Source organism: Halopseudomonas pachastrellae, from assembly GCF_900114765.1.
GTDB classification, from domain to species: domain Bacteria; phylum Pseudomonadota; class Gammaproteobacteria; order Pseudomonadales; family Pseudomonadaceae; genus Halopseudomonas; species Halopseudomonas pachastrellae.
In genome coordinates this window covers 68,267-91,652 of sequence record NZ_FOUD01000003.1, presented here as the reverse complement: position 1 = coordinate 91,652, position 23,386 = coordinate 68,267, and the positions used below count along the sequence as shown (strand labels likewise).

General features: G+C 57.0%; 20 protein-coding genes and 1 pseudogene. 13 read left to right on the top strand and 8 right to left on the bottom strand.

Features of this window, described 5'->3' with window-relative positions; all coding sequences use genetic code 11:
- Positions 1-89 precede the first annotated feature (89 nt).
- From ilvA to BM116_RS03145, 6 genes and pseudogenes are all read left to right on the top strand, one after another.
- Positions 90-1,049 (top strand): annotated as a pseudogene (ilvA, locus tag BM116_RS03170) (threonine ammonia-lyase, biosynthetic); the annotation flags it as partial.
- A gap of 154 nt (positions 1,050-1,203) precedes the next feature.
- Positions 1,204-2,151, top strand: a complete 948-nt coding sequence (glyQ, locus tag BM116_RS03165) for a glycine--tRNA ligase subunit alpha (protein ID WP_083728303.1) — start codon at positions 1,204-1,206, stop codon at positions 2,149-2,151.
- Positions 2,151-4,205, top strand: a complete 2,055-nt coding sequence (gene glyS, locus BM116_RS03160; RefSeq protein WP_083728302.1) for a glycine--tRNA ligase subunit beta — start codon at positions 2,151-2,153, stop codon at positions 4,203-4,205. The genes glyQ and glyS overlap by 1 nt, the downstream gene beginning before the upstream one ends.
- Positions 4,206-4,282: 77 nt before the next feature.
- On the top strand, positions 4,283-4,816 hold the full coding sequence (gmhB, locus tag BM116_RS03155; RefSeq protein WP_083728301.1) for a D-glycero-beta-D-manno-heptose 1,7-bisphosphate 7-phosphatase: 534 nt from the start codon (positions 4,283-4,285) through the stop codon (positions 4,814-4,816).
- Positions 4,817-4,819: 3 nt separating this feature from the next.
- On the top strand, positions 4,820-5,554 hold the full coding sequence (locus BM116_RS03150) for a lysophospholipid acyltransferase family protein (protein WP_083728300.1): 735 nt from the start codon (positions 4,820-4,822) through the stop codon (positions 5,552-5,554).
- A 60-nt stretch (positions 5,555-5,614) separates the two neighbouring features.
- The gene (locus tag BM116_RS03145) at positions 5,615-6,802 is read left to right on the top strand and encodes a PilT/PilU family type 4a pilus ATPase (RefSeq protein WP_083728299.1); all 1,188 of its coding nucleotides are present in this window, start codon (positions 5,615-5,617) and stop codon (positions 6,800-6,802) included.
- Between the two features lie 428 nt (positions 6,803-7,230).
- Here BM116_RS03145 and BM116_RS03140 read toward each other — a convergent pair whose 3' ends face one another.
- Positions 7,231-8,094 carry a competence protein CoiA family protein gene (locus BM116_RS03140; protein ID WP_139056997.1) on the bottom strand — a complete coding sequence of 288 codons (864 nt, stop codon included), beginning with the start codon at positions 8,092-8,094 and terminating at the stop codon, positions 7,231-7,233.
- Between the two features lie 126 nt (positions 8,095-8,220).
- Between BM116_RS03140 and BM116_RS03135 the strand changes: the two genes are divergently transcribed.
- Positions 8,221-9,147, top strand: coding sequence for a hypothetical protein (locus BM116_RS03135; RefSeq protein ID WP_083728297.1), 927 nt, complete (start codon positions 8,221-8,223; stop codon positions 9,145-9,147).
- 85 nt (positions 9,148-9,232) lie between these two features.
- On the opposite strand, the gene BM116_RS03130 is transcribed toward BM116_RS03135, so the two are convergent.
- The 5 genes from BM116_RS03130 to BM116_RS03110 all read right to left on the bottom strand — a co-directional run bounded on the left by BM116_RS03130 (position 9,233) and on the right by BM116_RS03110 (position 15,858).
- Positions 9,233-10,315, bottom strand: coding sequence for a hypothetical protein (locus BM116_RS03130; RefSeq protein ID WP_083728296.1), 1,083 nt, complete (start codon positions 10,313-10,315; stop codon positions 9,233-9,235).
- Positions 10,316-10,538: 223 nt separating this feature from the next.
- Positions 10,539-12,383: a TniQ family protein gene (locus tag BM116_RS03125; RefSeq protein ID WP_083728295.1), complete on the bottom strand. Its 1,845-nt coding sequence runs from the start codon at positions 12,381-12,383 to the stop codon at positions 10,539-10,541.
- On the bottom strand, positions 12,334-13,269 hold the full coding sequence (locus tag BM116_RS03120; protein ID WP_083728294.1) for a TniB family NTP-binding protein: 936 nt from the start codon (positions 13,267-13,269) through the stop codon (positions 12,334-12,336). The genes BM116_RS03125 and BM116_RS03120 overlap by 50 nt, the downstream gene beginning before the upstream one ends.
- Positions 13,266-15,173 (bottom strand): TnsB C-terminal domain-containing protein, encoded by a 1,908-nt coding sequence (locus BM116_RS03115; protein WP_083728293.1) that lies wholly within the window; start codon positions 15,171-15,173, stop codon positions 13,266-13,268. The genes BM116_RS03120 and BM116_RS03115 overlap by 4 nt, the downstream gene beginning before the upstream one ends.
- Positions 15,163-15,858 carry a hypothetical protein gene (locus BM116_RS03110; RefSeq protein ID WP_139056996.1) on the bottom strand — a complete coding sequence of 232 codons (696 nt, stop codon included), beginning with the start codon at positions 15,856-15,858 and terminating at the stop codon, positions 15,163-15,165. Before BM116_RS03110 ends, BM116_RS03115 begins: the two co-directional genes overlap by 11 nt.
- A 108-nt stretch (positions 15,859-15,966) precedes the next feature.
- On the opposite strand from BM116_RS03110, the gene BM116_RS03105 reads away from it, so the two are divergent.
- On the top strand, positions 15,967-17,037 hold the full coding sequence (locus BM116_RS03105; RefSeq protein ID WP_083728291.1) for a hypothetical protein: 1,071 nt from the start codon (positions 15,967-15,969) through the stop codon (positions 17,035-17,037).
- A 34-nt stretch (positions 17,038-17,071) separates the two neighbouring features.
- Here the strand turns inward: BM116_RS03105 and BM116_RS03100 are convergent, their stop codons facing one another.
- A complete protein-coding gene (locus BM116_RS03100; RefSeq protein ID WP_139056995.1) occupies positions 17,072-18,037 on the bottom strand; it encodes a hypothetical protein in 966 nt (321 codons plus the stop codon).
- Between the two features lie 274 nt (positions 18,038-18,311).
- Here BM116_RS03100 and BM116_RS03095 point away from each other — a divergent pair, with 274 nt between their 5' ends.
- The 5 genes from BM116_RS03095 to istB all read left to right on the top strand — a co-directional run bounded on the left by BM116_RS03095 (position 18,312) and on the right by istB (position 22,990).
- Entirely contained in the window at positions 18,312-19,250 is a 939-nt protein-coding gene (locus BM116_RS03095) for a chromate resistance protein ChrB domain-containing protein (RefSeq protein WP_023100535.1), read from the top strand.
- A 29-nt stretch (positions 19,251-19,279) separates the two neighbouring features.
- Complete coding sequence (chrA, locus tag BM116_RS03090) at positions 19,280-20,611, top strand: chromate efflux transporter (RefSeq protein WP_235846685.1); 1,332 nt, start codon at positions 19,280-19,282, stop codon at positions 20,609-20,611.
- Between the two features lie 61 nt (positions 20,612-20,672).
- Positions 20,673-20,888, top strand: a complete 216-nt coding sequence (locus BM116_RS03085; protein ID WP_235846679.1) for a rhodanese-like domain-containing protein — start codon at positions 20,673-20,675, stop codon at positions 20,886-20,888.
- A gap of 78 nt (positions 20,889-20,966) precedes the next feature.
- Positions 20,967-22,262 carry an IS21 family transposase gene (istA, locus tag BM116_RS03080; protein WP_169847293.1) on the top strand — a complete coding sequence of 432 codons (1,296 nt, stop codon included), beginning with the start codon at positions 20,967-20,969 and terminating at the stop codon, positions 22,260-22,262.
- A complete protein-coding gene (gene istB, locus BM116_RS03075; protein ID WP_083728287.1) occupies positions 22,256-22,990 on the top strand; it encodes an IS21-like element helper ATPase IstB in 735 nt (244 codons plus the stop codon). Before istA ends, istB begins: the two co-directional genes overlap by 7 nt.
- A gap of 62 nt (positions 22,991-23,052) precedes the next feature.
- Here the strand turns inward: istB and BM116_RS18625 are convergent, their stop codons facing one another.
- Complete coding sequence (locus BM116_RS18625; RefSeq protein ID WP_139056994.1) at positions 23,053-23,307, bottom strand: helix-turn-helix domain-containing protein; 255 nt, start codon at positions 23,305-23,307, stop codon at positions 23,053-23,055.
- Positions 23,308-23,386 lie beyond the last annotated feature (79 nt).

Sequence of the window (23,386 nt, the reverse complement as noted above, 5' to 3'; positions counted from 1 at the left end):
CCACTCTCGACAGCGCCCAAGGCGCAGACGGCAACCAGCCATCCGAGCGCGACACCTCGGCTTATTGCCCCGCCGACCGACAAGCCCGACTGAAACAGCAGGTTGCCAGCATCCTGTCGGCACCGGTTTACGACGTCGCCATCGAAACCCCGCTGCAACCGGCACAGCGTCTCTCGGCTCAACTGGGCAATCAGGTGCTGCTCAAACGCGAAGACCTGCAGCCGGTTTATTCATTCAAGATCCGCGGCGCGTACACCCGCGTAGCCCGCCTGTCACCGAGCGAGCGGGCGCGTGGGGTGATCACCGCCTCGGCCGGCAACCACGCCCAGGGCCTGGCGCTGGCCGCTCAAAAGCTCGGCGTTCGCGCCTTGATCGTCATGCCCACCACCACGCCCCGGCTCAAGGTAGAAGGCGTCTGCGCCCGCGGTGCCACCGCGTTGCTACACGGGGCTAGCTTTCCCGAGGCGCTGGCGCACGCGCTGCAGTTGGCCGACCGGCACGGCTATACCTTCGTGCCCCCCTTTGACGACCCAGACGTGATCGCCGGACAGGGTACCGTCGCGGTTGAACTGCTGCGTCAGCACCAGGGCGCACTGCACGCGGTATTTGTGCCGGTCGGAGGTGGCGGGCTGATCGCCGGGGTCGCGGCCTACATCAAGTACCTGCGCCCGGAGGTGAAGGTGATCGGCGTTGAGTCGAAGGAGTCCGCCTGCCTGCAGGCGGCACTGGCAGCCAACAGCCGCGTGGTGCTGCCCGAAGTCGGGGGCTTTGCCGATGGTGTAGCGGTGGCGCAGATCGGCAAACTCAATTTCGAGTTCTGTCGTCACTACGTGGATGCTGTGGTCACCGTCGGCAACGACGACATCTGCACCGCCGTGCGCGATATCTATAACGCTACCCGCTCCATCACCGAGCCCTCTGGCGCCCTGGCCGTCGCCGGGCTGCGCGAGTATGTGCGCCGCGAGGGCATCTGCGACAAGACCCTGATTGCCATCAACTCCGGCGCCAACATCGATTTCGACCGGCTCGGACAGGTCATCGAACGGGCGGGCAGGGAGAATCCCTGAGCACGCGCACGCATTGACCAGGTACGCCCTGTGCAGCGGCGCAGACCAGTAAATCCGCCGCTTTCCTGTATGTCACAGGCGTTCTGACTGTATACTTCGGGCTTTCTCAATTTCACAGCCCGACCTGGTGAAACACGTGACTCAGACCAATCCAGCCGTCCACACCTTTCAAGGACTGATCCTTGCCCTGCAAAGCTACTGGGCAGAGCGGGGTTGTGTGGTTTTGCAGCCCTACGACATGGAAATGGGTGCCGGCACCTTCCACACTGCTACCTTCCTGCGCGCCATTGGCCCGGAAACCTGGAACGCCGCCTACGTACAGCCCAGCCGCCGCCCGGCGGACGGCCGCTACGGCGAAAACCCGAACCGCCTGCAGCATTACTACCAGTTTCAGGTAGTACTCAAGCCGAACCCGGACAACATCCAGGAGCTGTACCTGGATTCGCTGCGCCACATCGGTATCGACCCGCTGGTGCACGACATTCGCTTTGTTGAAGACAACTGGGAATCGCCGACCCTGGGCGCCTGGGGTCTGGGCTGGGAAGTTTGGCTCAACGGCATGGAAGTCACCCAGTTCACCTACTTCCAGCAGGTTGGTGGCGTCGAGTGCTATCCGGTCACCGGTGAGATCACCTACGGTCTGGAGCGTCTGGCGATGTACCTGCAGGGCGTCGACTCGGTCTACGACCTGGTCTACTCCGACGGCCCGTTCGGCAAGGTCAGCTACGGCGACGTGTTCCACCAGAACGAGGTGGAGCAGTCGACCTACAACTTCGAGCACGCCAACGTCGACAAGCTGTTCGAACTGTTCGACTTCTACGAAGGTGAAGCCAACCGTCTGATGGAACTGGAGCTGCCGCTGCCAGCCTACGAGATGGTCATCAAGGCATCGCACACCTTCAACCTGCTGGACGCCCGCCGCGCCATCTCGGTAACCGAGCGTCAGCGTTACATTCTCCGTGTTCGCACCCTGTCCCGCGCGATTGCCCAGAGCTACCTGCTGGCCCGCGCCCGCCTCGGCTTCCCGATGGCCACCCCCGAATTGCGTGACGAAGTACTGGCCAAGCTGAAGGAGGCCGAATAATGCAGGCGCAGGATTTTCTCGTTGAACTGGGCACCGAAGAGCTGCCTCCCAAGGCCCTGAAGAAACTGGCTGAGGCCTTTCTGGCCGGGGTTGAGAGCGGCCTGAAAGACGCTGGTCTGGGCTACGCCAAGGCCCGTTACTACGCCGCACCGCGCCGTCTGGCTGTGCTGGTCGAGGCGCTGGCAACCCAGCAGCCTGACCGCACCACCCAGCTGGATGGCCCGCCACTGCAGGCCGCATTCGACGCCGACGGCAACCCGACCAAGGCCGCCGAAGGCTTTGCCCGCAAGTGCGGCGTGAGCCTGGCCGAGATCGACCAGAGCGGCCCGAAACTGCGCTTTGTGCAGAACATTCCGGGTCAGCCCGCGACCGACCTGCTGCCCGGCATCGTCGATGCCGCACTGGCCGCACTGCCGATTCCCAAGCGCATGCGCTGGGGTGCCCGCAAGACCGAATTCGTGCGTCCGACCCAATGGCTGGTGATGCTGCTGGGTGATCAGGTCGTGCCCTGCGAGATTCTCTCCCAGCAGGCCGGCAACCTGTCCCGCGGTCACCGCTTCCATCACCCGGATCAGGTCACCATCGCCAGTCCTGCCAGCTACGCCGAGACCCTGCGCAGCGCCCACGTGATTGCGGACTTTGCCGAGCGCCGCGAAATCATCAAGACCCGCGTCGACGCGCTGGCAGCAGAGCAGCAGGGTACGGCTATTGTCCCGGCCGACCTGCTGGACGAAGTGACCGCACTGGTCGAGTGGCCGGTACCGCTGGTCTGCAGCTTCGAGGAGCGTTTCCTCGAAGTACCGCAGGAAGCCCTGATCTCGACCATGCAGGACAACCAGAAGTACTTCTGCCTGCTGGATGCCAATGGCAGACTGCTGCCGCGCTTTATCACCGTCTCCAACCTGGAAAGCAAGGACCCGGCGCAGATCGTCGAGGGCAACGAGAAAGTCGTTCGCCCACGCCTGACCGACGCCGAGTTCTTCTTCAAGCAGGACAAGAAGCAGCCGCTGGAAACCCGTAACGAGCGCCTGGCCAATGTGGTGTTCCAGGCTGACCTGGGCAGCGTGTTTGAGAAAGCCCAGCGCGTATCCAGTCTGGCCGGCGTGATCGCTGCGAAGATCGGCGGCGACGCCGAGCGCGCCGCTCGCGCAGGCCTGCTGTCCAAGTGCGACCTGGCGACCGAAATGGTCGGCGAGTTCCCGGAGCTGCAGGGCATCGCCGGTTACTACTACGCCAAGCACGACGGCGAAGCTGACGACGTGGCCCTGGCGCTGAACGAGCAGTACATGCCGCGCGGTGCTGGTGCCGAACTGCCGAGCACGCTGACCGGCGCCGCCGTTGCGCTGGCCGACAAGATCGACACGCTGGTCGGTATCTTCGGTATCGGCATGCTGCCCACCGGCTCCAAGGACCCGTACGCCCTGCGACGCGCCGCCCTTGGCGTACTGCGGATTCTGATCGAGAAGCAGCTGGAACTGGACCTGAACACCGCGCTGCAAGCCGCTGTCGAGCAGTACGGCAGCCGCGTGAAGGCCGATGGTCTGGTCGCCCAGGTGCAGGACTTTATCTTCGACCGGCTGCGCGCGCGCTACGAAGACGAAGGCATCGACGTTGCCGTGTACCAGTCGGTCCGCGCCGTCAGCCCGACCTCGCCGCTGGACTTTGATCAGCGCGTACAGGCCGTGCAAGCGTTCCGTCGCCTGCCCGAGGCAGAGACGCTGGCCGCCGCCAACAAGCGGGTGTCCAATATCCTGTCCAAGGCGGAAGGTGTGGTCGCAACCGAGATCAACAGCGCGCTGCTGCAAGAAAGCGCCGAGCAGGCCCTGGCCAGCGCCGTAGCGGCCGCAGAGCAGGGCGTAGCGCCGCTGGCAGCCCAGCGCCAGTACCAACCCACTCTGGAGCGTCTGGCCGCCCTGCGCGAGCCGGTTGACGCCTTCTTCGAGCAGGTACTGGTCAACGCCGACGACCCCGCCGTAAAAGCCAACCGCTACGCGCTGCTGGCGCGCCTGCGCGGCCTGTTCCTCGGTGTAGCGGATATTTCGTTGCTGGGTTAAAAGCAGCCGCAAGCTACAAGCTGTAAGCGGCAAGCCGTCCGCGTTGACTTGTAGCTTGCCGCTTGGAGCTTGCCGCTATGAAGCTGATTATTCTCGACCGCGACGGGGTTATTAATTACGACTCCGACGCTTACATCAAATCGCTTGAGGAATGGATTCCGCTGCCCGGCTCGATTGCTGCCATTGCGCGGCTGAGCAAGGCGGGCTGGACGGTCGCCGTGGCGACCAACCAGTCCGGCATCGGCCGCGGCTATTACAGCGAAGCCACTCTGCAGAGCATGCACGAGCGCCTCTGCCAACTGGTGGCGGAGCAGGGTGGTCAGGTGGATCTGATCCGCTACTGTCCGCATGCCCCGGAGGCCGGCTGCGACTGCCGCAAGCCGCTGCCGGGCCTGTTCATTCAGATAGCCGAGCACTTTAACCAGCCACTGCAGGGCGTGCCCACCGTGGGCGACAGTCCGCGTGACCTCGAAGCCGGCTGCGCCGTCGGTTGTACACCCTATCTGGTACGCACCGGCAAGGGCGCTCGCAGCGAGCACAAGACGCTGCCCACCGGCACCCGGGTCTTTGATGACCTGTCCGCCGTTGTCGATCACCTTTTGGAACCCTGAGCCATGGCCCTGTTGATGTCCCTGCGCATCGCGCTGTTCTACCTGCTGCTGTCGACCAGCGCCGCGATCTGGTGCGTCCTGATCATTCCGGTTGCGCTGTTTCTCAATGTTCGCTGGCGGGTCAAGGTGATCATCGAGTGGTGGACACGCGTCGCCGTGTGGCTGACCAAGCACATTGTCGGCATCAACTACGAGGTCATCGGCCGGGAGAACATTCCGAATCAGCCCGGTGTGATTCTGGCCAACCACCAGAGCACATGGGAAACCTTTTTCCTGCCGCGGCTGTTTCGACCGCAGACCCAGCTGATCAAGCGCGAGCTGCTGCTGGTGCCCTTCTTTGGCTGGGCCTTTGCGCTGGCCAAGCCCATCGCCATCGACCGCAGCAAAGCGCGCGACTCGCTGCAACAACTCACCCGCACCGGTGGTGAACGCCTGAAGGACGGCATGTGGATTCTGGTCTTCCCCGAGGGTACGCGCATTGCCCCCGGTGAGACGGTCAAATTCTCCCGTGGTGGCGCGGCACTGGCCTGCGCCAACAATGCCCCCATCATCCCCGTTGCGCACAATGCCGGCGAATACTGGCCGCGTCACGGCTGGGGCAAGAAGCCCGGCACCATCAAGGTCATGATTGGCCCGGCGATCTACCCGGCCGGCGCTGATCCGCGCTCCATTGTCGCCGCTAACAAGCAGGCCGAAAGCTGGATCAACGCGCAGTTACAGAGCCTGCGCGACGCCTGAGCGCGGTCTGGTCCATAATGAGGGTTCGCCCCACAACAACTGTCTGCTCGGTGTCTTGATATGGATATTAATCGCTATCTCAAAGCCCTGGTCGAGAAGGAAGGATCAGACTTGTTTTTCAGCGTCGGCGCCCCCGTCACGCTAAAGCGCGAGGGCGACTTCTTTGCCTTCGGCAATCAGCCCCTGGCCTCCGGCGCGGTAAAAGAACTCGCCTGGCAGGTTATGACCGAAAAGCAGATCGAGGAGTTTGAGCGCGAGCAGGAGATGAACCTGGCGGTCGGGCTGCCCAATTGTGGTCGCTTCCGCATCAACGTGTACTACCAGCGCGGCGAAGTGGGTATGGTCGTGCGCCATATCAGCCATAAGATCCCCGCCTTTGCCGAACTGGGCCTGCCAGTCCAGCTGGAAAAGCTCGCACTCAAGGATCGCGGGCTGATTCTGGTGGTAGGCGCCACCGGCTCCGGCAAGTCGACCACACTGGCGGCCATGCTCGACTACCGCAACACCAACCGCGCCGGCCATATCGTTTGTATCGAAGACCCGATCGAGTTTCTGCACAAGCACAAGAAATCCATCGTCGATCAGCGTGAAGTCGGCCTGGATACCCAGAGCTTTGCTCACGCCCTGCGCAACGTGCTGCGCGAGTCGCCGGACGTGATCATGATCGGTGAGATCCGCGACAAGGCCACCATGCAGCACGCCCTGCACTACAGCGAAACCGGCCATCTGGTCGTCGCTACCTTGCACGCGACCAACAGCGTCCAGGCGATTGAGCGCATCGTCAACCTGTTCCCGGAAGGGGAGCGTAAGCAGACCTTGGGCGACATCTCGATGAACCTGGCCGGCATCATCGCCCAGCGCCTGGTACCTGCGGTGGAGCAAAAGCGAGTGGCTGCGGTCGAGGTATTGCTGCGCACGCCCTACATCCGCAACCTGATCGCCCGCGACGAGCTACACGAGATCAAGGATTCAATGAACCGGGGCCAGGAGCCGGGCCTGCAGAGCTTTGATCAGCACCTGTATGAGCTGGTGGGCAAGGGCAGCATCACCCTGGATATGGCCCTGCGGTACGCTGATTCGCCAACCGATTTGAAGCTCAAGGCCAAGTTCAGCGATACGCGCAGCGAGTCGCCGCTGACCATGCCGCAGCAAAAAGCCGACAACGCAGCGCAGCAGGAAACGGAGCTGTCCTTCAAATCCTCCGGCGGTGGCTTTTCTGAGTCCGACCTGACCGACGATTTTCGTTGAGAGGTAGCCGGGCTATCTGGGGTAAGGACACCCGCATTAACAATTAAGTCCCTTACCTGACGTCCGGTCTCCCGGCAGCCAAACAAAAACCCCTTTAACCATACAGTTAAAGGGGTTTTTGTTGTCCAGGCCTGGGCAGATGTAGGCGTTCAAAGTTACTCGTCATTGACGTATCCGAAACATCAGTTATACACGACAGAACGAGAAAAGTTATTTTCACTACCGGCCAAAGTTAATCTGCAAAGACCCAACATCGGAAAAAGTTAACAAACCACACAACTTGGCCAGAAGCTAGATGGTAAAAATCTATCAGAAAAATTGACGACTTGTCAATTTATACGAATTAACACCACCGTATGGCTTCCGCATATACAACTTCATAAGTTCATACTTTCGACCCAAGCCTCATGAGAGCTGTTTGGGAGAGCTTAACCGCCAGCTAACGCTTCCAGCTCATTCAGAAGCAATGCGTGTGTCCAGCTAGCAAATCGCCAGTTTCTATATTTTTTTATATAACTGCCGCCATAACGTCTCGCTAGCTGTCTGAGAAGGTCGACGACGACCGGACTATATGAAACCGAACGAACAACAATTTCACCAAACGGCAGAACTCGAACGTCTACCCACAAGCCCTGAATCGTATAGCGCACTGCAAGAGGCAATACTGCAGTGCAGTTCACGTCGCTCTCGATCACTTCGTCGTTACCCTCATCCTCTGCCACTAACTCCTCACGCGGATGAAGCCAGACCTTCAAAGACGGATCATGCAATATCACCCGCCTGAGCTCTATCAGGCCGTCAATGGTCGGCGCTACAACTAACCCACTGAGGTTCACCTCGATCGCGCGCAGCCCCCTTTTTGTGATCTTGCTTTGCTTTTCGTCATCCACAAAAGACGTATAAGCAAACTCCACAGCTAGCGGCCCATCAGGCAGCTCCGCTACCAGATCAGGCCTGAAGTCGCCCATCCAAACCTCTTCTTCAACAGACACGAAATCCCACCAAGCACTGCTATCAGCCGCCTCAGAATGGTGGCCCGGCATCACTGGCAATTGCAGACCTAGACTTTCCTTCACTAGCTGCTTGGCGTATTTATGCACAAAGCTTTCTAGACTGATTCGACATGCTCTTTTGGACGATGCGTGTGAGAAATGGTGCGTTCTCTGTCGACCCTTGCGCGCGATGAGCGTCTCGCCACACTCGAGGCATCGGCAGTTACACCCCAAGCCGCTTACTACTTCGCCGACCGTAACCACATGCCCTTGAAAGTCTTCAGCTATGGTCATGCTCATGAGAATTCCCTCTGGAGTTAAGAAGCCCCAAGACTGAAAATCTCAAATGGAAAAAACCTCCACTAACCCGCATCTTCCGGTTTTTGTGGTTAAATATTCTTATTAATCAAAAGCATAGGGAAATGCATGATCGATGCCCTGCAGCAGCTGAAATCGAACCTAGAGGCCAAACCTACGCGGGGACGATCCTACGAGATCATCTCGTACATAGTTGACGAATGCCTCCAGCGTGACGATGTCTATGAAAAGCTAACTTTTGAGGCGGCGACCCTACTGCATTGCTGTGGTACCGCCGCCGAGCGGGAGATGGATCCTCAGAAGTGGATGCCTAGCATCTCTGTCTTGCAAAGAGCACTGAATCTAACCCAAACCTCAGAGGCGAGGCGCCTTAGATTTGGGTACTCTCCGGGAGGTGGAAGAGGCAATGTCAGTCTCTATTGGCTTGAGCTCGCACCAGAAGAAGCCGAGAACCAGTCTGGTAGAGAAGTACAACCTGATGAAGTCACTTACCGGAGATCCGCCCCAGGCTCGATTAAGCCATCTATAACGGCACGTTTTTTCTTCAAGAAAGGGGAGATTAAAAATCGTAGCGTCGTTGGCACGGCATTTCTAACCTCGATCATGCTGGCAAGCCTCACTTGGATTGCGATGCTCAGCCTAGTCATTCTGAGCCTTGTATTACGTGACGAATCGATAAACATGGGAAGTCTGCTTCACCTGTTAATCGCGGTAATTGGCTTCCTGTTTATTTGGAGGCAATCGCTGGCGCCATGGTTCAAAGTGATTGATGACTGTGTCGTCAAAGCACCTCTTGGCGTAACAGCAATTTTCGAAGATAGTTGCGAGATAGAAATGTTCCGACATGAGCGCTCTCGCTGGACACGCTTGGTCAGATTCAGTGCTGACTGCCCCCTATGCGGCAGCAATATTGAGCTAAGGCAGGGCAAGCCAGATCACACATTACCACTGGTCGGGCGATGTATTGAAAGCCCTCATGCCCATGTTTACAGCTTTGATCGCATGACCCTAAGAGGCAAGTACATCGGCCCCTAACTAACCATCCGTTTATAAGCCCTGGTAGGCTGAGTGCTAGAATGAATCGCCCCGGCCATCACCTGCCGGGGCTATTCATTCTGGGTTACGACACAAGCTTCTTAAACATCTCTTCAGCAATGCGACTAGCCTCTAGCTGCTTGTCCGCACTCATGTCAGGAAGCTCGACCCCCTCATCTCCCGCCACATAAAGAGGGCCACCTTGGTCGTCATCATATTCCTGTCCATGGTACAGCCCGCCGTCGTGATAGGCTCTTAGTGAGCTCTGCCGTAAATCGTCGCCCAGTAGGCGAGAAAGGTGAATCCAAACCCAGTTCTGAAAGACATTTTCTGAGTCATAGTTATGAATTAAAACACGCATAGCCTGTGTATCACCCAAGGTTGCGGCGTCCAAATAACAACGCTTGGCGCCCTCAAAATCCATTTTTTCTTCCGCTTCCAACGCAGCGGCATGGACAAGCTCCAAGCGGCAGTGCGAACAGCCAAGGCGCGCCGCCTCTTGCAAGTGATACGCCTCTCGCTCAGCAAAAAGCTGACTTTGCCCGTATGCATGTGCCCATTCGAGTTGAACACCAGTCAGGCTAGCTCCCTGCAGAAGCGCAGAATACCAGTGCTCCGAACCACTCCCGACTTCATGCATCATGCTTCTATAGATAAAGACGAGTGCTTGGTGCGCTTTCAGGTGATTCTTTCTTGCCACATCTTCTAGCTCAGAGATCAGCAACCCCATTGAGCTAAGATCTAGACCATGCTCACCAGCAGCCCATGCTTGGTTGCTGTCGTCACTCAAGTCTTCAGCATCCCAGCTCTCAGCCTCCCATTCCGTATCCTCGTCCCGAAGCGGATCAAACACAGATAGAATAGCGTCGACCTCAATCACCCCAAGCCTATGCATCTCAACTATCTGCAGCAGAGCGGCCCCCGCTCTTTCATCGACACTCTTGTAACCAAGCTCTACTAAGCGACGCCTCAGTACCAGAGCGTGTTCCGTAGATATCGTCATCGGCTCGGACATCACCACGAATACGCAACTAGAATGCAACGCTGCTTTGGACTTATAACCGAAACAAGCAGCTAAGAGCTCGTGAACATGGCTGTGGCTGAACGATTGCAGCGTCTCTAGTTCAAGCTGCTGCTTTGCGGCGTAAGCAATTTCTTTAATAGACATGAAACCATCCTCGATGCCTGACCGAACGGAGCAGATGGCACACGTTTAAGCCCCATACAACCAGGCCTTAGAAGGTTTCAAATACACGAAGGAGGGTAAATCAGCCTTTTTTAACTCGTGTGCAAGTTAGGCGGGCGCCTCGGCTAATGCTACCAAGACCGCAGCCATAAAGTCGACAGTCCAAATTCAGCTATTCCGCCCGCACTTCAAATTTGATGGCATCCTAGTCACCTAGCGCTTGATCAATCAATGCATCAGTGCAGAACAGCACTCCCCTCTGGGCTCCGCCCGCTGTTTGGTGCACAGAGATAGCCGATACCTGTCGCGCAGCTAGTGACTTCGAGAGCCACACGCTTTTCGTACCTTTCCGCCTGGCTGCGTCGGCCACCACCACATGCGTCGACAGAAATTCGATTAGATCAGACAAAGAGACGGATACGCTCTGCCTACCCCCACCATTGTGCTTCTGACACTTCAGGTGCCCATGCTTGATCCAGGAGTTGATGGTTTCATGCTTCCACGGCGTCAAGCGAGTAAGGTCAGCAATGGAAAACTCAAATTGTCTGGGAGAGACCTTTGCTAAGGCGTCCAACTGCGCTTTGTTGAAACGATAAGCCTGCAATCCAGGCTCGCCCGTCACCAAAGCAGCAGGTTTCAGATCTCCACGGAAGATCAGCTGATACAGCTCTATCACCTGTTTTTTTAAGTAACGCCGCTCATTGATGTCCTCTAGACTCAACATTTCTGCATCAGGTGGTGCGGGCTCGTTAGTTTCCAGCGCCAGGGCCACCGACCTCTTCACCTCGTCAATCCGATAGCCGCCTTTGGCAAAAAGAGGTCTATCATCGCGGCTCAGTTGACGAATAACGCCAGCCTCTATCAACCGATCAAGAACACGCCGTGATATCCCTAGCAACGACATGATTGCCTTGCCGTCTGTGAACGCTTGAGCTGCATGCCGCTCTTGCTCAACCTGCACGCGGCTTACAATACAAAACTCGTTTGCTCCTCCAGATACGACGCGTCCTTCCAGTAACCCACTTTTCACAAAAGGCACGATGCGATCTGTACATGAGTTCAGCACGCGGGCCGCTTCGGCCACGGTATACACAGACTTCAAACCCCACAGTTCAGCGGATATCTGCTTTAACTTTCGATTAATTGGTGCTTGCGCATTTAGCACCACGACTCGGTAGGCGACCTTTCGAAACGGGGCGTAAGCATCTCCCCCAAACTGAACGGCAAGCTGTTTGTACCAAGCCCCCAACGCGCTGATGAAGCGGGTAGTCTGCTGCTGATTTGCCTGCTCAACTCTCCTAGTGACAAATTTTTCAAAATGCCCCACAAGGTCGCTAATAAACGGGTAAGCAGCGGCATTCAGCTGTTGTGCCATCGCGAAGCTAATCGAAGCGTTACGTCTCTGCACAATCCCAGAATCTAGAAGCCCCAGATAAATCAAAAAACCGTCAAAGTCAGCCAAGACGCTTTTGCCCGCATCAAGGCCAAGAAGCTGTTTTCTTTTTTCGTCATTCGCCTGAAGCAAGGTTGCTACAGCTAGATCCCCTTTACCCGCATCGCGAACCTCAGCCGTCCTATAGTCAAAGCCACAACGACAGACCATCATGCCGGCGCTTCCGATAGGTATCGGCTGGTCGCACTCAGGACAGCAGTGCACCAGCAGCGATGAATGCACAGGACACGCCGTCACGAGCTCATGGTGCCAAAGTTTCCGTACGTAGGGCTCTTCGTTTAGGCAATGAGGGCATACCGCTACTGTCTGTTTGCGAAGGCGACTCCAATCAGCCCCGGTGCTCTCAACGCAGCCAGGCTTGGCCAACTGTTGTAAGTGCTCCAACGACAGACCTAGGCCCTGACTCATCTCTAGGAGTTCTTCGGACGAGTAGTGCCCTTTTACTCGAAGTTTTACGGGAGCTAACAACGCTCCGACACTGGCCAAATAATTCTCATCTGCGGCCCTAGCCAGATAACCCAGCAAGCTCTCATCCGAGTAGTTTTGTTTAGGCAAAATCAGCAAAGCTCGCACCTCCCACGGCCAGTCCGGCTTCATGCATTACTGAGGAGTAGACCTTGGCCAACTGCTCAACCGATATAGGCTCCACTGCAGAAAATGGATTGCCAGGTTGTCGGTCGAATCCAGCTGTATCTGCGAACGCCTTTGCAAAATGCTTCTGCGTTGCCTTCTTGGTTGTGGAACAGGTACGTTCAACCTCTGCAAGAATCTTGATAACCATGCCAAACCTGCCTGCAGAAGCCACATACATGCGCTTTGCAAAGCACGGATCATCAACCTCATACGTGTCCCAGCCCATGTCGAGGAAATAGCTCATCGCCCCGGCCAAGGCCCTACGGAACTCAACGTACTCCTTACCTTGATAGCTGTATGGGTAGTAGCGGAGTGGCGTCCTGGCTCGGTTCCGCAGCTGCTCGTTGACATCGAATAGCCGTAGCAGCTCAGGGAGGCCAACCAAAGCAATGCTTGTACGTGCCTCGTCGAAAAGCGTCTTCAAAAAATCCCCCGCAGCCCTGACTGAAGTGCTCCCACTTCGCTCAATCATGTGCTGCGTTTCGTCGAAGATGATCAACTTCGTTTCAGCCCTGGCTAGGGCTTTAACCAGTGCCTGAGTCGCTTGGAGTTGATTTTTATAGAAAGCCGCTCTGAGGCCAAGGCTCTCCAAACACGCGTCAGGGAGTGCTCTCCCAGTCAAATATTTTGGACTAACGACTCGCAGAATCTCTTTCCCCGAGAGCCCTCCACACTCACCATAGACTTCAACACACGAATCAATAACTCGGGTTTTCCCGACCCGCGACGGCCCACAAACAGACACGATCCAGGGGCTGCCCGCTTGCGATTGCAGCAGCGCTTCGTGAAGTGCGTCCCGAGCTTCAACAAACCGAGCATGCTCGATGTCTAGTTTATCGATGCCCGTCATGTCTTTTTCCCCCGTCGCGGGGAGGGCTTGATCGGGACATCATCATCAAAGCCCTCAACTAGCGCATCCACTCTCGCTGGCCTAACCCGCCCTGCTAGCTCAGCATGGCGCGAGTCCTTTTCTTTCCGACGCTGCGCGCGGTTATTGGCTGCGATTGAACGCTTTCGGCTATCAGAGGCAAACGCGGCTCTCATCTTCGCGTACGCCGCTTGGTAATCGTGGCCGGTCATATCGACGACGGGCCTGCTGTAGGACGCTTTCAAGCGAGCCGCCTCGTCGAACGATATGGCGGGCATGTTCACGGTTTTATTTTTTAATCTGATCAACGTCTTATCGTCCGGATCAACGGCAAAGACTTCTCGGCAATCCTCGGGGTTATGCAAAATACACAGCTCGCTGATGCTTCGCTCTCTCAGCAGAACCGCCAAGTCATGGCTGTGGAACTGAAAGCCTTTGAAATCGATACCGTAGTGTTGGACTTTCCGTTGCACGCCGCCCGGTACTAGAGCCAACCGTTCTAGCAAGTCTTTGGCAGGCGGCGGAGGCGGCATGAACGCAGCAAGCGACCTGTCCATGGCCGCTTTGATCGACATTGGCTCACCGTACAGAAACCCCTGCTTCACTCGAGGCTCATGAATATAAGTGTCGGCAACGTACTGCACGACGTACCGATAAATGTCCTCAATGGTATAGCGGGCCTCTGACTCAGCTTTACTATGCCGGTTAGCAACTCTGGCGTCCTGGCTGCGCGTCGCGCCCGGCATCAGGTTGATGAGGCGCTTATCCAATGCGCCAAAAAACGACTCAACATGCGGTTTGTCATCGCCTCTGGCTATACGCGCATACTCAATCTGAATGCCAAGCTGACGTACCACGTTCAGCGCCAAATCCGACGCGTTTTCAGTGGCGTTATCAAGCACAATCGTGCGCACGGCACAGGGAGGAACCCATTCCGTCTTAATGCCGAACTCTTGTTTAAAATCTTCGCCTTTTGGCCTGAAGAAAAACTGCAGCAGTTGGAGCAATCCGTATTCGCTCGGCTTGCCTGGCGTCACATAAATCGCGACAGGATAAGAGGTACGTGCACAAACCATCGCGTAAAGCGTCGCGCCAGTGCATCGGTTTCCCTCCGCATCTAGGTAATACAAATCCAGCGTTTTTGCATCGATTTCCATACGCTCAAAAGGTTGCTTTACCTCATAGCTCTTGACTGCTTGGCGGCTCCACAAATTGTATGTCCGCGAGTCTAAACGGGCTCCCTTTACCAGGTCTTTCGGCATCGAGAGCAACACCCGTCGCACCGTGCTTCTGCCTATGCAGCGACTACCATCAGTGATGCCTTTCTCCTTGAGTTGATCAGCAACCGCGTACGAGGCCTGAGTTAGGTTGATCTTGTCATCACGCATATAAAGCTCTGTCAGCGCTTCGCGTGCAGCTTCTTTAGCTTCAACCTTTGAGCTCCAACCGCTACCACCACGCCTACTAAACGAGGGTACTAGTCCAGCAAACCCTTGCTGCGCATAACGAGCGACGTAGCCATTTAACGTTCTCCTGCTCGGGCATCGGTGCCCACGCGCCTCGCAAAAACGTTGTAGCAACACCTCTTTTTCTGGCCACGGCTTGTCACGAGGCAAGCCATTGAAATAGGTCACCAGCTCCTGACGGATATCGGCCTCTGCGCGCTCTCGATCAGACCACTGCCGCTCGATAGCGACTGGTCTATATCCATCTATCTGAATTTCACCTGAGGCAATCTTGTTAAAAAAGTCGTGCCGATCCAGCGTTTTCTCGAGCCCGCCTTTTGCCTCTAATCGGATGTCACCCAGATCCAATTTGATAGCACTAATCCGGTAAGTGACTTCTTCCCACGACAGAGTGGTACCGACCTTCAGCTCATTGTTCATAGGAGAGCACCTCGAAGCCGCACAGGGCTCCTTGCGTCGGCCAGACATCAAAGTCCATGGTTTCGAACAGGTCATTGGTCATGTCAAATCGCAAGATGCCCAGCAACACACCTGCAGCGGCAACATAGTTGCTTGGCAGGTCGCAGTGAGTGACACGAGACACGTGTCCGCTTAGCTCATCAGCACCTTTCAGCAGCAGCGGTGCAGCCCAGTCCTGCAAGCACGCCCTTGCTTGGGTATAAAACCCCAGAAGTACCTCAACATTGCGTTGCACGTGGCCTGTAAAGCTCTGCTCGGTGACAACGAGGAAACGCTTCCCTGACTTCAAAAGCTCGCTCTGAGCCCTAGCAAAAAGCGCAGCATGCTCATCAACCCAACGTTGTGGCTTGACCTCAATCACGACCGTTATTCCACCAACCTCTAGCTCGAAGTCAGGTGTATACAATCGACGCTTCACAACGCCATCCAGCTCCATCTCAAAGGAGAGCGTGTAGGGCTGAGCTCGGTACCCATTCACTCGTGGATCGAGCTCCAATAGCTGAGCGACTGCCAGCTCCAGACGCGACTCAAAACGCACGTCTGTTGAGCCGTTTAAAGGCGAGCACATCACATACGCGCGACCGGCTCTCCTGGTTCGCCGCGCCACATTTCGGGCAAAAATCGGGCTGTGTTTGTCTGTTTTCATAACCACGACACCATTTCCAAGAATCAGCTATGTTATTAGTGGAAATCACTAGTGCGCTGTCAAGCTTTCACAGTGTAGCATCACTCTAAACATCTCGACGGTTCAGTTATGGCACGCCCGATAAGCACATCCTGGTTCAGCACGTACCTCAAAGCAGAACAGCTTTTTAGCGCGCGGGGTTCCGACTCCACCACAACGAGCATTGGCGCAGAGCTTGGAGTGAAGCCCAAGCTACTCGGCAGGATGGTCGCGGCAGGGAGGTTTCTCAGAAGGACGTTGCCAAACGCCACAGCAGCGCAAGTACGCTGCAGCTATGTGCACTTCGAGACGCTTGAGAAGATTTCACGCATATCGCCAGACGTCGCGAGTTCGTTAGCCGAAAAAGCTCTCAGCAACACCGTATCGATTGCTGATTTAACAAAAACTCTCGAATCGCTTCGCCAAGAAAACCCTAGCGCTTCGCCTCTGCAGATTGCCAGAGCTCAGAACCGCCGTGAGGCTCTAAGCTTTTACGGTGATCTCGATAGGTGCTTGCTTTCCAATCCCTCAGACATGTTTGGCATCCACGATGGAGTCGTCCTCCCACTCCAGAACCCAGCGCTTTACGAAGCCCCCAGATATGTGATCTTAGACAAAGGCCGCAAGGTCTATGCCCAGATTCTATGCAAACGAGCTGGTCAATCCAAAGACCCTCTCAGGATGGCTATGGATTTATACGACCTCGCAAAAGCCCGCCGTGCGGACGCGATTGAGGCCAAAGTATGGATCATTCTCCCGGCGCTCTCCGAGGTAATGGCACTCTTGGCAGAGATAGCAGTTCAGGATCAGGCCTGTGTTTTCGGACAAGACTGGCTGTACCTTGGCTACTTGGCCAAAGATTCAGCAGGGCTGCGGCTCCACACATTGTTTGAGCGTGAATATTTAGAGGTATATAACAGAATCGTCCAAGGGCAGGGGCGGGTTACCAAAGAACACCTATCTCCGAAGCTGAAGTCAAAGCGATCTGGCGGGTCGTACCAACTGCCTTTACCGCTTCGGTTTAGCCCTGTGAAACCGTCTCTGAAGAAAGCACGTGCTTTTGACGACCTCATCATCGAGCAAATTCAAAACCGCGTTAACGAAGGTACTGCCACTGCTTGGGACAAAAAATTTCGGATCGCTCACGACTTTTCAATTTGAGCCTACGAGCACGGCAACGCCCGGCACTGCCCGATTATTCGAAATCAGACAAAGACCACGCTGCAAAGGCGTTTTCTTGATCAGAGAGGTCTTCCATTAGGGGCACCAGCTCCGCAATTATCCGTTGCGCGACCTCAATCTCCTGTTGGCTCGAAAATCCTCCTTCAGCCTCGAGAATAGCCGATAGCGTCTTCATCCAATCCCCACCCTTGATAATCGAGTGACCGTATGGCGTCACGTAGCATTCGTCCCCAAAATCGAAGTCAATTACCTCTCGGATGCAGTAATCGTGTTCGTCGGAAAAGTAGGTCGCGGGGGCCTCGACGGACAACAGCGACTGGCGTGCAGAATCCGACTCACTAGCAATCTCTATTGCGGCTCTGAGCTCCAAATACTTCCAGTGCTTACAAGTCAGCAGGTTACTCTGCATCTCACCTAATCCGACTTCGTTAGGCGCCGCGCCGCTAACATCGTCTACCAGTCTATGCCCATCGCGTGCGACACGTAGGCAGCACGTAAAATCTGCTTTAGCAAATGCAAGGTGATAGAGCTTCCTGAATACGTTTGCTTTCAGCCAGACCAAGTGCGCCTTTTCTTTATCTACAACCTTTTGCGTCATGGAGATGAGCAGTTGCTCCAGGCTGGCAACCCCATCCGCAGAACCATGAAGTATTAGAGCCTGAAGCAGCCACGGCTGATGGATCATGGTTGACGGGCGTTCATCTGAAATAGACTCACTAATACACCGGAGAACGTGCTCGCGCATTGCCCCGTAGCCCTGCAGCTTCAGCACAGAGCAAACATGCAGCAATTTCAACAGCTGGTAGTCTCGTGAAGGCGAGAGCCAATTTCCCATGGAGTAAAAATAGATTTCCGGGGAGAACGGATGTTTATGGGCTACTGCATCCCACTCTGCAGCAATGGCTTTCGCTACTTCGATCTCCAGATCCGATAGGCCCGATGGGCTGCCTCGCTCTCCCATCCATCTAACGTAGTGCACCTCAGAATCGTCTCGCCATGATGGTATGGGCGACCTGCCTGAGTCTTCGTTTGCCCGCATCCTGTGTATTCCAGTGATGCTGACACCCAGTTCCAGCGATTGTGACCCGTCCATGCTGGAGGTTCTATCCCACCCATTCCAGTGGTTGTGATCCACACCGCTGATGATTCTGACCCGCCCCGAAAGCCGGTAGGTGCGCCGCAAACGCTTGCGGTCTCTTTCGTCTCAGATTAATATGTAGAGACTCATTCATAAATGAATATATCTCTACAATATGAAGCTGCTAGCACTCATCCTTTCCTTGCCCACCGAGAATGCTACTGCTCGGCAACGGGCTTGGCGCTCGCTGAAAGCCTCCGGGGCGGCAGTGCTGCGTGATGGTGTCTATCTGATGCCTGAGCGCGAGGACTGTCGCGCCACCCTGGATGGTTTGGCCTCAGATGTACGGGACGCTGGTGGGGCAGCCCATGTGCTGCGCGTCGAAGAGCCTGAGGGAGCGAACTTTACCGACCTGTTTGATCGCGGCGAAGACTATGCGGCCGTGCTGGGTGAAGTCGTACAAGTGCGGAATGTGCTGACTGCCGATACCGTGCAGGACACGCTCAAGCAGGTACGCAAGCTCCGCAAAGCTTTCGCCAGCCTGGTCGAAATCGACTTTTTCCCTGATGAGGCACAACAGCAAACGGATAAAGCCTTGCAGGAGCTGGAGCTAGCCTGCGCCCGGGCCCTGTCCCCGGATGAGCCGCACGCCATGGCCGGTGTCATCGCGCGGCTGCATTCATCCGACTACCAGGAGCGCACCTGGGCGACCCGCCAGCGGCCATGGGTGGATCGCTTGGCCAGTGCCTGGCTAATCCGCCGTTTTATCGACCCACAGGCCAGGATTCTGTGGCTGGCCAGTCCCGGGGATTGTCCGGCCGATGCGCTGGGTTTCGACTTCGACGGCGCGACCTTCAGTCATGTCGGCAGTCGCGTCACCTTCGAGGTGTTGGCGGCAAGCTTCGGCCTGGAGCAGCCCGCTATCGCACGGCTGGGTTTACTTGTGCATTACCTCGACGTGGGCGGCGTGCAGCCGCCCGAGGCCGCCGGTATCGAGAGCGTGCTAGCCGGACTGCGCGAAACCCTGACTCAAGACGATCAATTGCTGACCGCCGCTTCCGCCATTTTTGACGGATTGCTGGCCAGTTTCGACAAAGGAGTACCCTCGACGTGACGCAAACAGCCGCGCAGAACGCGGAAACACTGACGCACGCACCGCAGCCGGTCAGCTTCTGGCAGGCCTTCGCTTTCTGGCTGAAGCTTGGCTTCATCAGTTTCGGTGGCCCGGCCGGGCAGATTTCGATCATGCACCAGGAGCTGGTAGAGCGCCGGCGCTGGATCTCCGAACGGCGTTTTCTGCATGCCCTGAACTACTGCATGCTGTTGCCCGGCCCGGAGGCACAGCAGTTGGCCACCTATATCGGCTGGCTGATGCACCGTACCTGGGGCGGGGTGATTGCCGGGGTAGTGTTCGTACTGCCCTCGCTATTCATCCTGATCGCGCTGTCGTGGGTCTATATCGCCTTCGGCGAAGTGCCGGTGGTGGCTGGGTTGTTCTACGGGATCAAACCCGCAGTGACCGCCATCGTGGTGCAGGCCGCCCACCGCATCGGCTCCCGTGCATTGAAGAACAACTGGTTGTGGGCGATTGCCGCCGCCTCCTTCGTCGCCATTTTCGCGTTGAACCTACCGTTCCCGCTGATCGTGTTGGGTGCCGCCGTGATCGGCTATTTCGGCGGGCGATTTGCCCCGCAGAAATTCAGTGTCGGTGGCGGCCACGGTGCGGCCAAGCAATCCTTCGGCTCTGCGCTGATCGATGACGACACCCCGACACCGGAACATGCGCGCTTTCGCTGGCCGCGCCTGCTCGTGCTGGCCGTCATTGGTGCGGCACTGTGGGCCTTGCCCATGGGCTTGTTGACCGCCCTGTTCGGTTGGGAAGGCACGTTGACCCAGATGGGCTGGTTCTTCACCAAGGCCGCGTTGCTGACCTTTGGCGGTGCCTATGCAGTGCTGCCCTATGTCTACCAAGGTGCAGTCGGCCACTACGGCTGGCTGAGCCCGACGCAGATGATCGATGGCTTGGCCTTGGGCGAGACCACGCCGGGGCCGCTGATCATGGTGGTGGCCTTTGTCGGTTTCGTCGGTGGGTATGTGCAACAGGTATTCGGTGCCGATCAGGCCTTCCTGGCTGGAGCCGTGGCGGCCAGCCTGGTCACTTGGTTCACCTTCTTACCGTCCTTCCTTTTCATTCTCGCAGGCGGCCCGTTGGTGGAGTCGACTCACAACGAACTTAAGTTCACCGCACCGCTGACGGCCATCACCGCCGCCGTGGTCGGGGTGATCCTCAACCTGGCACTGTTCTTCGGTTACCACGTGCTCTGGCCGCAAGGCTTCAACGGTCATTTCGATTGGCCATCGGCGCTGATCGCGTTGGCAGCGGCCATCGCTTTGTTCCGCTTCAAGCGCGGCGTCATCCAGGTGCTGGCGGCCTGTGCGCTGGTAGGTCTGGCTGTGCACCTGCTGCAAAACTGAGAGGTGGGAAATGAGCCGAATCTCGATATGCGAACTGGCGGAATGGCAGGCAGCAGATCGGATGTTCACTCTGTTGGATGTGCGTCGCACCAGCGTGCGACTTGCCGATGCCACAGAAATCCCCGGTGCACACTGGCGCGATCCCGAGGAAGTATTCACCTGGAAGGATCAGGTTCCACGGGACAGGCCAGTGATTCTCTATTGCGCCAAGGGGCATGAAATCAGCCAGGGCACGCCGCCACACTGGAGGCCATGGGTCTGGATGCGCGCTACTTGATCGATGGTTTTTCTGGCTGGCACAGCGCTCGCCAGCCCACCCGGAGCCTATCCCGATAGGCAGGAGGTGCTGCATGAAGTGGATCACCCGCGAACGCCCGAAGATCGACCGGTATGGCGTGAGTGGCGGACTACCGAGCCAGACGGCATCGCCTATTCACAGTTCACGGCCAGCTATCGCAGCTTTGTGCAGCAGCAACCATTGGCAATGCGTCAGCTGCATCAACCTGGCGACAAGCTGTTCTTGGACTTCTCCGGCAAGACCATGCCGATCTATCTGGACGGCCAATCGGAACCTCGTCTGGCACAAATCTTTGTCGGCGTGCTGGGCTACTCCAGCTACACCTTCGCCTGTGCCGTGTGGAGTCAGCGGATTGAAGACTGGATGCACTGCCACGTGCAGGCCTTCAACTTCTTCGCGGGGGTGCCCCGCCTACTGGTTCCCGACAACCTCAAGGCAGCGGTGATCAAGCACGGCAAGGATGAAGTCCAGCTCAACCTGATCTATCAGCAACTGGCCCACCATTACCAGGCCATTATCCTGCCGGCCCGCCCGCGTAGACCCAAAGACAAAGGCAAAGTGGAGGCCGGGGTGAAGCTGGTTCAACGCTGGCTGCTGGCAGCCCTACGCCACCGCCGTTTCTTCAGCTTGGCAGAACTCAATCAGGCCATCCTGGAGTTGCTGCCGGCATTCAATCAACGCCCGTTCAAACGCCAGCCTGGCAGCAGTCGGCATAGCCTATTCGTCGAGGTGGAGCAGCCCGCGCTCCAGCCGCTGCCGATCCACGCCTACGAGCATGCCGATTGGCGCTTCAAGGTGCGAGTGCGCAGCGACTACCTGGTGGAGTACGACAACCACCACTATTCCGTGCCGAGCCGATTGATACAGCAGCAAGTGGATGTACGCGCTACGGGCGAGATCGTGGAGGTCTTTCACAATCATCTGCGCGTCAGCAGTCATGCCCGGCAGTATGTTTCCGGCATCAGCGTGCAGCCGGAGCACAGGCCGCCGAACCACCAGTATTACGCTGACAGTGAGCCCGCCGCATTGCTCGCCTGGGGTGAGCGGGTCGGGCCTGCACTACTGCGCCATCTGCACTATCACCTGACCGAGCGAACCGATGTGGCCAATGGACATAAGGCCGCCAACGCCTTGCGCAAGGAAGCCCGTATACATGGCGATGCACGACTGGAGGAGGCCTGTGCCTATGCGCTGACCATCAAGACCTTCGCCCTGAAAAGCCTGCAATCCATCTTGCGCGAGCTGCCCGACAAACGTCCTGGCCTGAAATCCCTACCCAGCTCGACAGCCGCTCACGAAAACCTGCGCGGTGCCCATTACTTTGCCGATGAAAAGGATCATTCGACATGCTGAACCAGCAGACCCAAAGCAAGCTCCAGCAACTGCAACTGTCCGGTATGGCCAAGGCCTACCGCGACCAGCTTGAACAACCACGCATGCAGGAATTGCCTTTTGATGACCGCTTGGGCCTGATGGTGGATCGTGAACTCAGCGAACGCGAGAACCGCAAGCTGTCTCGCCTACTGAAGCAGGCGAAGCTGCGCTATGCCGCGCACCTGGAGGATGTGGATTACCGCAGCAGTCGCGGTCTGGATAAGCAAGTGATCGCAGGTCTGACAGGATGCTCCTGGATTGGTCAGCAACAGAACCTGCTGCTGACCGGAGCCACCGGCACAGGCAAGAGTTGGCTCGCCTGCGCATTTGGCAGCCAGGCGTGCCGACAGGGCTACTCGGTGATCTACAAAAGCGCCTCAAAACTCTATGAAGAGATGCAAATCGCCATTGGCGACGGCTCCCTGCCCAAGTACCGAACGGCCTTGAGCAAAGTCCACTTGTTGATCCTCGATGACTTCGGGCTGGCTCCGGTGGAGCCCACGGTGGGGTATACCTTGCTGGATATTGTCGATCAGCGCATGCAGACCGGCTCGCTGATCATCACCAGCCAGTTCCCCACGGAGCACTGGCACAGCATGTTCAACGACGCCACGCTGGCCGAGGCCATCCTGGATCGCATCGTCCACCGCTCGCACCGTATCGGGCTCAAAGGCGAGTCCTTGCGTAAGCAGGCTGCCAAGGCGTGATGATCAACAACGAAGGGGGCGATGCCCTCTTCGTTATTTTCGCGCACGCGAAAAACACCGAGTCAGTGAGGATGCATATCAAGGTGGCGTAAGCAGGCATGCAGTACGGCCTCATCGGCATGTCTGAAATTCCCCTTTAGCCAGGCCTCCAGGCAATATACCTCAGTGCCCGTCACTACCGACGCCTGATCCAGTCCCAGAGCCCTGGCAGAAATAGCATCACCGATACGCACGACGAGCTTGGCTTTGCGTTGCATTGCGTCAGCATCGGCGCAGCCGAGATCGGTATAAATATTCTGGCTGCCTTCTTCAATCAATTGCGGCGACCTACGAGAAAGGGGGAGTGGATAGTTTAGCGCTTGAGGGGTGGGTCAGAATCATCAGCATGATGGATCA